This is a genomic window from Rhodohalobacter sulfatireducens, assembly GCF_022012475.1.
Classification (GTDB): domain Bacteria; phylum Bacteroidota; class Rhodothermia; order Balneolales; family Balneolaceae; genus Rhodohalobacter; species Rhodohalobacter sulfatireducens.
In genome coordinates, this window is sequence record NZ_JAKLWS010000002.1 from 219,659 (window position 1) to 231,750 (window position 12,092).

A 12,092-nucleotide genomic window follows, 5' to 3' on the forward strand; every position below is an offset into this window, starting at 1 on the left:
CTGAAAATAGATAGTAAGATGAAAAACAACAGAAGGGATTTTATCAAAAAAGCAGGGTTGGCAGGATTGAGCTTTGCCGGTGGTAGCTTATTCGGAAATATGGCTTTGGCAAAGAATACGGATCAAAAAGACAAAAGAAATTCGCTGTCTATGAATGTAAATATGGATAATGGAGATGAAACTTTGATCGGTGCTTATGGTGATTGGGCGGCTTCTATGATAGAGGGAAAAATCCCTTCTCACTCACTCAGGGGGGATCAGTGGAGTGATGTAGATGAATGGAAAAAAGCTGCCAGGGAACGATATGCCGATCGAATTGCAGTGCCAGATATTGGACCTACACCGGCTGTATCTGTGGATAAACAACACAGCTATGATGGATTGCACATTGAAGAGATAAGCTGGCAGCTGCCTTATGGCCCCCGAAGCGAAGGGATTTTATTGAAACCGGAGGGTTCCACAGGTCAGCTTCCGGGTGTCCTGGCATTTCATGACCATGGAGGGAATAAATACTTTGGCAAGCGAAAAATCACACGCACAAGTGATAGCAGGCATCCCTTAATTGAAGAGCACCAGGCACACTATTATGAGGATGTTGCATGGGCCAATGAACTTGCCAAGCGAGGATACGTGGTTTTGGTGCCGGATGCATTTCCCTTTGCAAGCCGACGAGTTCTATTGAAAGATGTGCCCGAGCATTTGAGAGATGGTCTTACGGATGATAATCCTGAAAATCCCGAGAATATTGAAGCTTATAACGATTGGGCTGGATCGCATGAGAGTGTGATGGCGCGGTCGCTTTTCAGTGCGGGAACCACTTGGCCGGGTGTGTTTTTTGCCGAAGATCAACAGGCGTTGAATATTCTTGCCGGGAGGGATGATGTGGATGAAAACCGGCTTGGCTGTGGCGGACTTTCCGGTGGAGGAATGCGAACGGTTTTTATGGCCGGGATGGATTCACGAATTAAATCGTCGGTCTGTATGGGTTTTATGACTACCTGGAAAGATTTGGTTGTTGCAAAATCGTTTACTCATACATGGATGACCTACGCGCCTATTCTGCCGAATGAACTTGATTTTCCGGAAATCCTGGGACTTAACCTGCCGAATGCAACATTTGTTCAAAACTGCAATGAAGACGGTTTGTTCACGCTATCGGAAATGCATGTTGCTGATGACATCCTGCGGGAAGTTTATGACAAAGCCGGTGTTTCTGATAAGTATAAGTGTTCGTTTTATCCCGGCGGGCACAAATTCGACAAACTGATGCAGAAGGATGCATATGCCTGGTTTGACGATACCTTAAAGGGATGAAATTTTTTACTCATTACCCAAAAATTACATCTAACCTGCTTAATCTGTTGCCATGTCTGACAATGTCATAAAAAAAATTCTTATTGCCGTAAGCGCCGTTGGACCGGGGCTGTTCCTGATTGGTTACAATATTGGTACAGGAAGTATTACAACGATGGGGATGGCCGGCGCTCAATATGGCATGACCTTACTTTGGGCATTAATACTTTCAGGTTTGTTTACATACATCCTGATGGTAGCATTTGGTCATCTTACATTGGTTACGGGGCAAACAGCTCTCCATAATTTTAAGAATGAAATTCCAGGGATTGGAAAAATTCTTGCTATCTATATCATGATCGCTTTAATCATGGGTGAATTACTGGCATTGATGGGAATTATGGGAATTGTGTCGGAATTAGTCCAGGAGGGGATACGGCTTGTTTCAACCGGCCAAAACCTTTTTGTTGATACGTTTTGGATTATTCTCGTTATCAGTGTTTTGATATTTATACTCCTCTGGAAAGGACAATACAAACTGTTCGAAAAAATCCTGACTGTCTTTGTCATATTGATGGTTTTTTGTTTTGTAGCTGTGCTCTTTATGGTTGTCCCGTCTTTTTCTGCAATTGCTGAGGGAATGGTTCCGGGAATTCCGGATACGCAGGGAGCAAATCGATTGGTTGCTGCAATGGCCGGCACAACTTGTTCAGCTGCAGTATTCATAATTCGTAGTACAGTTGTTGCAGAAAAAGGTTGGGGAATTCAGCACTTGAAACATGAAAAAAAAGACGCTCTTGTTTCCGCCTCGGTTATGGTTTTATTAAGTGCGGTGGTGATGGCAGTTGGAGCCGGTACGCTGCATGTAATGGGGTTAACGATGGAAACGACCCTGGAAATGATTCGCCTTTTGGAACCGATTGGTGGGGATTTTGCTGCCTTTCTTTTAATTATTGGAATTGCCGGAGCCGGACTTTCCACCATTTTTCCGATTGTTTTAATCGCTCCCTGGTTGGTAGCTGATTACATGGGGTGGGAGAGAGATATCCAATCCCCTATGTTTAGGACGTTGATTATTGCAGGTTTAGTTTTTGCATTCGGATCTGTATTTCTCGAACAAACGCCACCTGTCTTGATGGTCATCTCACAGGCGTTCCAAGCTACAATTCTGCCTGCGGTTGCCATCCCAGCTTTTTATCTTCTGAATAAATCAAGTTTGATCGGCAAAGAGCATCTGCCTTCTAAATTTAGAAATACTGGATTAATAGCTGTGATTCTATTTTCACTCATAACGACTTATTTTGCCATTCTTGGATTTCTGTAAGATTATCGTTTCAATAATTAGCTGCATCGTTTAGGCTTTCGTTTTCAAAAAAACCCACATGATGGAATGATTTTCTACATCTTGAATGTATGTTAAAAGATCAATCTGTAATTTGGAACCGGTTTCATGAGATGATAACATGGCATCTGGCCTGAATTCGTATATTTTATATGAAATCAAATAACGTAAGAGCTTAGTTTAGAATGACTTCCAGAAGAAAGTTTTTAAAAAATGCAATTCTATCATCAACATTAATGATACCCGGAGCGGTTAAAAGCGAGGCTAATTTTTTGTCATCCAGAAAGAAAAACTTTGCCCAAAAACCACTTTTTCTTTCAACATGGAATCACGGTCAGGCTGCAAATGAAAAAGCGTGGGAGATTCTGCAAAATTCAGGTTCTATTCTTGATGCGGTGGAAGAAGGCGTGAAAGTGACTGAGGCAGATATCAGAAGTCGGTCAGTAGGTCTCACAGGCTTTCCGGACCGGGATGGTCACGTGACACTGGATGCTTCCATTATGAACAGCGACGGCAACTGCGGATCCGTTTGTTTTGTAGAACGCATAAAACACCCGATCACACTGGCTCGAAAAGTGATGGAAGAAACGCCCCATGTGATGCTTGCCGGAGATGGAGCTCAGCAGTTTGCCGTATCACAGGGAATGCCTTTAGAAGATGTTGAGCTGCCTGACGATGTAGTAAGAGAATACGAAGAATGGAAGGAGACGTCTGAATATAATCCCGCAGCCAATTCCGAAAATCACGATACGATCGGGATGGTTGGAATTGATGGCGATGGAAATTTAGCCGGATCATGCACAACAAGCGGCCTTAAATTTAAGATGCACGGGCGGGTTGGCGACAGTCCTATTATTGGTGCCGGGCTGTATGTTGATAATGAAGTCGGCGCTGCCACGGCAACAGGAATGGGTGAAACAATCATTAAAGTCTGCGGAAGTTTTCTGATCGTTGAGTTAATGCGCCAGGGTCGAACTCCCCAGGAAGCGTGTGAAGAAGCAATTGATCGTTTACTGCAGAAAACCCCTTTCGAAACAGATAGTGAGCTCCAGGTTGGATTTTTAGCGATCGACAAAAATGGGGATCACGGGGCCTATGCAGTTCAATCGGGTTTTACCTATGCGATTCATCACCAGGAAGGAAATAGTATTGAGAATTCTGATTGTCGGTACGAAACTATGGTTGAATAGGAATAGAGTTTAGTTATTATTAATTTTTGAACTATTATAAATTTATTTTTGCAAGATTTTATCTTTCTAAAGGTTAATGAAGAGAATTAAGTCACCAAATCATGATAAAACCAAGTGAAGTAAAAAATTTATCTGTTGAAGAGAAACTTCTATTAATGGAAGCTCTGTGGAATGATCTATCAGAAAAGGTAGGGTCAATGGAGATTCCTGAAAGTCATAAAGCAATTTTAGACGAGAGAGAGAAGAAGATTCAGGTCGGAGAAGCCAAATTTGTCGATTGGGAGAAAGCAAAAAAACAGATCAATAAAGCAGTTCAATGAAACTCCAGATTCTGGATGCTGCAAAGAATGATTTGATCGAAGGATTTCATTTCTACGAAGAACAGCAACAAGGCTTAGGAGATTATTTTCTTGTCAATCTTTATGCAGATATTGAATCACTGAAAGTTTTTGGGGGAATTCATCAAAAAGTTTATAAAGATCTTCAAAGAGCCTTATCAAAAAAATTTCCATATGCTATTTACTACTCGATTGATGAGGATATCGTGAAAGTTAGAGCCATCATTGATTACAGGCGAAGTTCTTACTGGATTGAAAAGCACTTGAAGAATGCCTGACAAATTAATTCTCGAATCCCCGGTATTTGATGTCGATTCAGCATTAAAAGCGGCAAAATATGGTGTTGATCGTCTTGAGCTCTGCTCCTCCTTTTCTGATGGCGGACTTACTCCCGGACCCGGCCTTTTATCTTTTCTCAAATCAAATATAGAGATTCCTATTTTTGTGATGATTCGTCCACGGGCGGGTGATTTTGTATCCTCGAGTGAAGAAGTAGTGGTAATGAAAGAGGAGATTAAGATATTTGACTCATTAGGAGCCGATGGATTTGTATTTGGGGTTTTAAATGAAGATGGATCTGTGAATCAAACGGCTTGTAAACAACTAATTGAACAAGCTGATGGAAAACCATGTACATTTCACAGGGCGTTTGACGTTTCATCAAACTTGAATCGGGCTCTTGAAGAGAGTATTGATTGTGGGTTCCAGAGAATTCTAACCTCCGGTGGAAAGAAGAATGTAGAAACCGGACTTTCAACAATAAAAGAGCTGATGGAAAAGGCAGGAGACCGAATCATCATCATGCCGGGTGGAGGCACGAAGCCCGAATTCATTCCATTATTGCGAAAAACCGGGTATTTAAAAGAGGTCCATGCAAGTTGCAAAAAAGTTGAGAAAGCCCGGGTGCGTTATATTCACGATGATCTGCAATTTACTATTGATGGACTCGAACCCGACGAATTTTTATCTGTGGATGAGAAAAAAGTCCGAAATTTTAAACGTATTTTCTGAAACTAATTTTGATTTGGTCGAAAAGATATTAATAATTGAGCGCCAACTTGTTGAATGAAAATAAGGCTATGCCTGTTTATTAATTTGAAACTAAAAACCAAAACACAAATAAATACGATGAGATATATTTCAGTAAGCTTATTAACCATTTTTCTCCTGGCATCATGCAGCCAGGCCGATATGTCTGATGCAGAATCAGAAGCGGGAATGGAAGAAACCGTTGAATCGGCACCCGAAATTACAAAAGCAACAGCAGTATTGAGCCCTACGGATGGGAGTCAAACAGCCGGTGTTGTAACACTCACCCAAACAGATGAAGGCGTTCGAATAGAGGCAACGGTTTCCGGTTTAGATGCTGAAGCAAGACACGGATTTCATATTCACCAATTTGGTGATTGCAGAGCTCCCGATGGTACATCTGCGGGTGGACATTTTAATCCCGAAGATGTCGAACACGGTGCACCCACTGATGATATTCGACACGTAGGAGATCTTGGAAATCTGCCGACAAATGCACAAGGTACCGCTGAAGTGGACTTTCTTGATACACATGTAGAGTTGAATGGCCCGAATTCTGTGCTCGGCCGGGGTGTTATTGTGCATGCAGGTACTGATGATTTTGAAACACAGCCGACGGGCGCTGCCGGCTCAAGATTGGCATGTGGCGTAATTGGTGTTGCAAATCCTGATGTAGTCGTTGAGTAGATATCATGGATCGAATTAATTGCAATACTCTCTTTTAAATTTTTAAAACCCGGAATTTAAATCCGGGTTTTTTTATATCCAAAGGAATTGGTTTACTGCACAAATAAATTGTGTAATGGTTTGGATAATGGTATGATGAAATGATATTTTTAGTTGTTCATTCAATACTGCTCAGTTCTTTTCTATGTACCAAGCTTTTTTAAAAACACTCTCCCTGCTACTAATATTGATACCTGTCCCACTCCAGGGTCAGGACATTTCTGATATGGAAGGAAACTGGTCCGGTTATATCGAAATTGATAATCGGGAGATGGGGATTCAGATAACCTTTTCTTACAGTGATCAAATACTTGATGGTACGATCGACATTCCAAACCGGGGTACTTTTACTATTCCCGTTGAGGTGATTGATACAAATAACAACCAGCTTGTATTCCAATATGAAACAGGACGGGGTCCTGCAGTTTTTTATGGGAGTGTGAACACAAATGGCGATAAGATTTCAGGTGATTTTGAAGAATCCGGAAATGTTTTTCCCTTTATACTCAATAAAACCTCCGATCCAGGTGGTTTCTATGCCGATATTCCCGAATCAGATATCACCATTTCTACAGGAAATGCCAACATTGGTGGAAGCCTGATATTAAGGAATGAACGTTCACCCCTTGTATTACTCGTATCAGGTTCGGGTGGAGAAGATCGTAACCAGGAGATTGGAGGTTTTCAAACTTTCAGGAAATTGTCTTCAAGACTCTATGAACAGGGATACTCATCTTTTCGCTATGATGATCCCGGAATTGGAGAATCAACGGGGAATCCGGATGTTACTCTACAGGAACTATCAGCAGATCTGGTTGACATCATTCAACATTTAAGAACAGAATACTCGGAAAGTATTTCGGGTATCGTATTACTTGGATATAACCAGGGGGGAATCGTATCAGCGATGGCGGCTGCAGAAATTGAAACCGACGGAGTAATACTTGCAGCAACACCTTTTGTATCCGGTGAAGAGAACATTGAGCAACAGATACGAAAAATTTCCAGTGTACAAGACGTATCTAAAGAGATCGTAGATCAAAACCTGGCATTCCAGGAAAAGATCTATAAAGTAGTTCGGGAAGATGGCGACTGGATGCCAATTGAAGAACAACTTGAGATGCGGCTGCGCAGTCAAATTGAGGAACTTCCACTTGAACATCAAAATGCTTTGGGAGAAATGAATGCATTCATTCAAAGCCAAATCGACCGTCAGTTGGAAACAGCAAAGAGCCGTTGGTTTAAATCCTGGATAGAGACAGATCCGGTAAGTGTTTTCAAGCAAACAGAAGCTCCTATATTGGCTCTTTTTGGAGCGAAAGACAGCCAGGTCCTGCCTCAGTCAAATTTAACAATAGCGGATTCTCTCGCCTCATCCGGTGACCTGTATCTGGAAACCGCATTGGTGGATGAAGCTAATCATCTATTCCAGGACGCAAATACCGGCATGCCGACCGAATACAGTATGCTTGATAAAGAGTTCGCGGATGGGTTTATATCCCGCATCGATCAATTTATAGATTCTATTCAATTTCGGGCGCCAAACTAAATCACTAATTCAGGTAAATGAGAAGACCGGCACTTCTTTTACTCTTTTTGTCAATCTCAGCTTTTGTATCTGCTCAACCATCACTGAACGGAACATGGGAGGGGGCAATTTCTATACAAGGACAAGATCTTGGCATCATTTTTAATATCGAGGGAGAAGCCGGTAACTATTCCGGGACCTTGGATATACCCGCCCAGGGAGCTGCTGACCTGCCCCTGATTTATATTATCATGCGTGGCGATTCAATGTCTACGGCATTTAATACCGGAACAGGAATGGGAGAATTTAAGGGACAACTCGTAAATGAAAACAATATTGAAGGTACATATATACAATCCGGTTCATCTTTTCCTTTTCGGCTAGTTCGGCAGGATCCGTCCTCTGTAAATGTTGTTGATCCCGGAGCAGGTGAAGAATTTATCATTACCAATGAAGAGGTGAAAATTGCAGGAACTCTTGTTGTTCCGGATGGTGTGAATCAACCATCGGTGGTTATTTTATTGTCCGGGAGTGGTGCTCAAAACCGAGATTCGGAAATCGTTGGATTCAGACCTTTTGCCGATATCGCCGAGCATTTAAAAAATCAGGATATCGCAAGTTTTCGGTTTGATGACCGACAGGTTGGCCAATCAACCGGCAATTTTATGGAAGCCGGTCTATCCACTCTCGCTTCGGATGTAAACAGCATTATTCAGTTTTTACAGGATTCGGTTGATACTCAACTTGGAGAGATCATTCTTTTGGGGCATAGCCAGGGAGGAATTGTGGCAGGCGAGGTAGCTCGATCAAATCCAGACGTTGATAAGTTAATTCTGATAGCATCACCCGCAGTAAGTATGATGAGAATTTTACGATACCAGGTTCGCCAAGCCTACGAGGAGATAAATTTACCTGAAGAAGCTATCCAAAATGAAATTGATGCACGCGAAGATTTAATGAAAGCAATATCAAGCAATGATGGGGTTAATACTGCTGTAGAACTTTATGAGCATGCTTACAGGGAAGTCTTGAATTCACTTTCAGAAGAGCAGTTACAAGCTGTTCCTGAAGACTGGGAGAGTTTTATCGAAAGGCAGACCAATCAGCTGATATCTTATTATGGCACAACTCAAATGGAATCTTTTCTTTTTCATAATCCGGCCGGAGACCTTTCAGAATTGAGTGTTCCGGTACTTGTGCTGTATGGTGGAAAAGATAGCCAGGTTTCAGATGAGCTAAATGCACTGGCAGCTCGGGATGCGCTGAATGAGGCGGGTACAGAATTTGAGATTCGTGTGCTTGAGAATGCAAATCACCTGTTTCAAGAAGCAGAAACAGGTGCAGTAACGGAATATTCCACTCTTGATAAGGAATTTATTGATGGATTTTTATCAACTATTTCTGATTGGATTTTGACTCATTGATTAGTCCTTGTCAGCTTTTTTAAGCAAAGTAAGAAAGAGCAAAAGTCTCATTTTGTTTGAAAAAATCCTTAGATAAAATAGATCAAGCGTCTTGCTTATTTTTTTGCCCCGCGAGCACGAGCGGGGTGATTGCGATATAAGGGTGTAACTAAATATTAATCGTTAGGGAAAACTTCTTTCACTTTGAGCTACAATCTCAGGTATGATAAAACAAATCTCGATTTCGGGAGTACGCCAACTGTACAGGTATTGATAATGATTTAAAAATAATTCATCGGATGAGGGATCGAGTCAGTTCAGAGACATATTTTTGTATACTCACCCGATGAATCCATAAGTTAAACGCTTCAAGAAAGCTCAAATGCTAAAAGAGCTTAATCTTCAGGCGACCAATTTTTCATTTTATCCCTTACGAAATCCCCGACTTTGGCTGCAGGAATTCGGTCCTGGGTCATATCATCGCGGTAACGGATCGTCACTGTATCCTCGCCATCCGATTCCACACCATCAAAATCAACGGTTACACAGAAAGGAGTTCCCGCTTCATCCTGCCTGCGATATCTTTTTCCAATTGAACCGGACTCATCATACAGAACGTTGAATTCGTCGCGCAGATCTGCTTCGATCTTTTTGGCGAGATTTTGCAGTTTGTCTTTTTTGATGAGTGGAAAGATTCCAATTTTGGTGGGTGCCAATTTAGGATTCATTTTCAGAACCGTTCGAGTGTCACCGTCCACCTCTTCTTCCCGGTAGGCATCGCAGAGAATCATAAGCGTTGTTCGGTCAAGTCCAACCGAGGTTTCAATCACATAAGGAATGTAACGTTCCTGTTTCTGTTGATCGTAATATTCCATCTTCTTACCGGAGTATTCCTGGTGCCGGGAGAGGTCGAAATCGGTCCGGTTATGGATACCTTCTACCTCCTGCCACCCAATTGGGTATTTATACTGGATGTCTGCCGCAGCACGTGCATAGTGTGCTAATTTATCCGGCGGGTGAGGAGATGTTCGCAGATTACTTTCACGCACCCCCATTTTTTTATGCCAGTTGAGTCGGGCTTCAAGCCATTTCTCATACTCATCTTGATCGGTACCCGGTTCAACAAAATATTGCATCTCCATCTGTTCAAACTCTCTCATCCGAAATACGAACTGCCGGGCTACTACTTCATTTCTGAATGCTTTCCCGATCTGTGCAATTCCAAATGGAACCTGTACTCGTGCGGTATCCATCACATTTTTATAGTTCACAAAAATTCCCTGGGCAGTTTCGGGCCGAAGGTAGATCGCATCGTCTTCTCCGCTCGAAGTGGCCCCGTAATGAGTCTTGAACATCAGGTTAAATTGGCGAACTTCGGTCCAGTCGAATGCACCGGATTCCGGGGCTCGAATCTCCTCATCCATTATAATCTCATACAGATCCTCACAGATTCCTTTCCGGGTGCCGGTGGTATCCAACAGGTGCTGGATTTCATCGGCCTTATCTTTTTTGCCCTTCTCTCTCAATTTGAGGATATGTTGTTCAATAAGCATATCCGCACGATATCGTTTGTTAGACTGCTTATCGTCAATCATCGGGTCGTTAAATCCCTCAACATGTCCGCTGGCCTCCCAGGTTCTCGGATGCATGAAAATGGCGGCGTCCAAACCAACAATATTGTCATGTAGCTGGGTCATGGATTTCCACCACTCCTGCTGGATATTTCGTTTCAACTCTGCACCAAGCGGGCCATAATCATATACGGCACCGAGTCCGCCATAAATATCTGAAGATTGAAATATGAATCCCCGTGCCTTGGAGAGAGATACGATTTTATCGAGGTTGTCTAAATGAGTGACTGACATCTGTTGAGAATAAATGTTAATTAAAATTGTTCTAAATGTTGTAGTCCTCTGATGAGTCTCATCGCTGCTTTTTCTGATTCAGCGAATAACACTCGTTCGATGACTAACGAAAACCTGATTAGAAGTGGCAAAAGATAGTAATTTTCTTTCCTTTGATGAATCGTTTGTCCGAATCATTTACTATTTTTATGCTCTTTCGGAATTTAACAAAAACAAAAGGGTTTAATCAGCCCTTAAAAAACACAATTATTACAGATTAACATGTATAAAGCAGGAATTCTAGGAGCAACCGGAGCCGTTGGCCAGAAATTTATTCGACTTTTGGAGAATCACGATTGGTTTAAAATTCAGGCACTTGGGGCCTCAGAACGGTCGGCAGGAAAACCTTACAAGGAAGCTGCCAACTGGATTGAGAGCACACCTATGCCTAAAAAGATTGCGGATCTGGAAGTTCGAAACTGTGTTTCATCAGATTTTGATGATGTTGATTTTGTTTTTTCCGGGCTTGACTCGTCTGTAGCCTCAGAAGTTGAGAGAGATTTTGCAGAAGCTGGAATTCCGGTGATCAGTAATGCAAAAAATTACAGAACGGACCCAAGTGTTCCTCTGCTGATACCGGAAGTTAATCCCGATCACATCGATTTGATAAAAACCCAGACCTTTACCGAAGACGGTAGTGGATGGATCGTTACGAATCCCAATTGTGTAGCAGTGCCGCTAGCCATGAGCCTTCGTCCGTTATATGATAACTTCGGACTCAAAAGTGTTATTGTTACATCCATGCAGGCAATTTCCGGCGCAGGCTATCCCGGTGTTCCTAGCCTTGATATTCTTGGCAACGTGGTTCCGTTTATTGGCGGAGAAGAATCAAAAATTGTTGAGGAGCCCTTGAAGCTGCTTGGAAAGTTTAAGGAGGGAGCGATTGAACACGCTAGTTTCCCGGTTCAGGCTACGGCAACACGTGTGCCTGTTCTGAACGGACATTTACTGTCTGTTACTGCTGAATTAGAAAAAGATGCCGATGAACAAGAGGTAAAAAAAGCATTAAAAGAATGGAAGAGCCCAATTGCTAATTTCAGGCTTCCGACAGCGCCGAATTATCCGTTGCATCTGTATGACAACGATTACTATCCGCAGCCACGACTTCACGCGGACAGCGAAAGTGGTATGCAGACAGCTATCGGACGTGTTCGGAAATCAAATGTGTTGAGCATTTCATACGTTGCGATGGCCCACAACACGATTCGTGGGGCTGCCGGCGGAGCGATTTTGAATGCTGAACTGCTTGTGAAGAAAAACTATATCTACAAGTAAGAAAACTTTTAAGCATTCAATGGTCCTAAAAGCGTTTTGAAATTTTTTATGATCTCCGAATAAG

At 42.3% G+C, this 12,092-nt stretch carries 11 protein-coding genes; 10 read left to right on the forward strand and 1 reads right to left on the reverse strand.

The genetic code is table 11. The features are described 5' to 3' along the window. Positions 1-18: 18 nt before the first annotated feature. The 9 genes from L6773_RS03085 (at position 19) to L6773_RS03125 (ending at position 8,870) form a co-directional block, all read left to right on the forward strand. A complete protein-coding gene (locus tag L6773_RS03085; RefSeq protein ID WP_237852386.1) occupies positions 19-1,314 on the forward strand; it encodes a twin-arginine translocation signal domain-containing protein in 1,296 nt (431 codons plus the stop codon). Positions 1,315-1,366: 52 nt separating this feature from the next. After that, a complete protein-coding gene (locus tag L6773_RS03090; protein WP_237852387.1) occupies positions 1,367-2,617 on the forward strand; it encodes an Nramp family divalent metal transporter in 1,251 nt (416 codons plus the stop codon). A 203-nt stretch (positions 2,618-2,820) separates the two neighbouring features. Beyond that, positions 2,821-3,825 carry an isoaspartyl peptidase/L-asparaginase family protein gene (locus tag L6773_RS03095; protein ID WP_237852388.1) on the forward strand — a complete coding sequence of 335 codons (1,005 nt, stop codon included), beginning with the start codon at positions 2,821-2,823 and terminating at the stop codon, positions 3,823-3,825. Between the two features lie 101 nt (positions 3,826-3,926). Next, on the forward strand, positions 3,927-4,145 hold the full coding sequence (locus L6773_RS03100) for an addiction module protein (protein ID WP_237852389.1): 219 nt from the start codon (positions 3,927-3,929) through the stop codon (positions 4,143-4,145). Next, on the forward strand, positions 4,142-4,441 hold the full coding sequence (locus L6773_RS03105; protein ID WP_237852390.1) for a hypothetical protein: 300 nt from the start codon (positions 4,142-4,144) through the stop codon (positions 4,439-4,441). The genes L6773_RS03100 and L6773_RS03105 overlap by 4 nt, the downstream gene beginning before the upstream one ends. Next, positions 4,434-5,174, forward strand: a complete 741-nt coding sequence (locus L6773_RS03110) for a copper homeostasis protein CutC (protein ID WP_237852391.1) — start codon at positions 4,434-4,436, stop codon at positions 5,172-5,174. The genes L6773_RS03105 and L6773_RS03110 overlap by 8 nt, the downstream gene beginning before the upstream one ends. A gap of 117 nt (positions 5,175-5,291) precedes the next feature. Then, a complete protein-coding gene (locus L6773_RS03115; protein ID WP_237852392.1) occupies positions 5,292-5,879 on the forward strand; it encodes a superoxide dismutase family protein in 588 nt (195 codons plus the stop codon). Between the two features lie 184 nt (positions 5,880-6,063). Then, positions 6,064-7,467 carry an alpha/beta hydrolase gene (locus L6773_RS03120; RefSeq protein WP_237852393.1) on the forward strand — a complete coding sequence of 468 codons (1,404 nt, stop codon included), beginning with the start codon at positions 6,064-6,066 and terminating at the stop codon, positions 7,465-7,467. Positions 7,468-7,484: 17 nt separating this feature from the next. Next, positions 7,485-8,870 carry an alpha/beta hydrolase gene (locus L6773_RS03125; RefSeq protein ID WP_237852394.1) on the forward strand — a complete coding sequence of 462 codons (1,386 nt, stop codon included), beginning with the start codon at positions 7,485-7,487 and terminating at the stop codon, positions 8,868-8,870. A gap of 374 nt (positions 8,871-9,244) precedes the next feature. Here L6773_RS03125 and L6773_RS03130 read toward each other — a convergent pair whose 3' ends face one another. Continuing rightward, positions 9,245-10,714, reverse strand: a complete 1,470-nt coding sequence (locus tag L6773_RS03130; protein WP_237852395.1) for a glycine--tRNA ligase — start codon at positions 10,712-10,714, stop codon at positions 9,245-9,247. A 261-nt stretch (positions 10,715-10,975) separates the two neighbouring features. Here L6773_RS03130 and asd point away from each other — a divergent pair, with 261 nt between their 5' ends. Then, positions 10,976-12,028, forward strand: coding sequence for an aspartate-semialdehyde dehydrogenase (gene asd, locus L6773_RS03135; RefSeq protein ID WP_237852396.1), 1,053 nt, complete (start codon positions 10,976-10,978; stop codon positions 12,026-12,028). The last annotated feature ends 64 nt before the right edge of the window (positions 12,029-12,092 follow it).

What these genes read in the sequence shown, in the direction of transcription:
- L6773_RS03085 (WP_237852386.1), top strand. Translation starts at nt 19, where the DNA reads ATGAAAAACAACAGAAGGGATTTTATCAAAAAAGCAGGGTTGGCAGGA.
- L6773_RS03090 (WP_237852387.1), top strand. Translation starts at nt 1,367, where the DNA reads ATGTCTGACAATGTCATAAAAAAAATTCTTATTGCCGTAAGCGCCGTT.
- L6773_RS03095 (WP_237852388.1), top strand. Translation starts at nt 2,821, where the DNA reads ATGACTTCCAGAAGAAAGTTTTTAAAAAATGCAATTCTATCATCAACA.
- L6773_RS03100 (WP_237852389.1), top strand. Translation starts at nt 3,927, where the DNA reads ATGATAAAACCAAGTGAAGTAAAAAATTTATCTGTTGAAGAGAAACTT.
- L6773_RS03105 (WP_237852390.1), top strand. Translation starts at nt 4,142, where the DNA reads ATGAAACTCCAGATTCTGGATGCTGCAAAGAATGATTTGATCGAAGGA.
- L6773_RS03110 (WP_237852391.1), top strand. Translation starts at nt 4,434, where the DNA reads ATGCCTGACAAATTAATTCTCGAATCCCCGGTATTTGATGTCGATTCA.
- L6773_RS03115 (WP_237852392.1), top strand. Translation starts at nt 5,292, where the DNA reads ATGAGATATATTTCAGTAAGCTTATTAACCATTTTTCTCCTGGCATCA.
- L6773_RS03120 (WP_237852393.1), top strand. Translation starts at nt 6,064, where the DNA reads ATGTACCAAGCTTTTTTAAAAACACTCTCCCTGCTACTAATATTGATA.
- L6773_RS03125 (WP_237852394.1), top strand. Translation starts at nt 7,485, where the DNA reads ATGAGAAGACCGGCACTTCTTTTACTCTTTTTGTCAATCTCAGCTTTT.
- L6773_RS03130 (WP_237852395.1), bottom strand. Translation starts at nt 10,714, where the DNA reads ATGTCAGTCACTCATTTAGACAACCTCGATAAAATCGTATCTCTCTCC.
- asd (WP_237852396.1), top strand. Translation starts at nt 10,976, where the DNA reads ATGTATAAAGCAGGAATTCTAGGAGCAACCGGAGCCGTTGGCCAGAAA.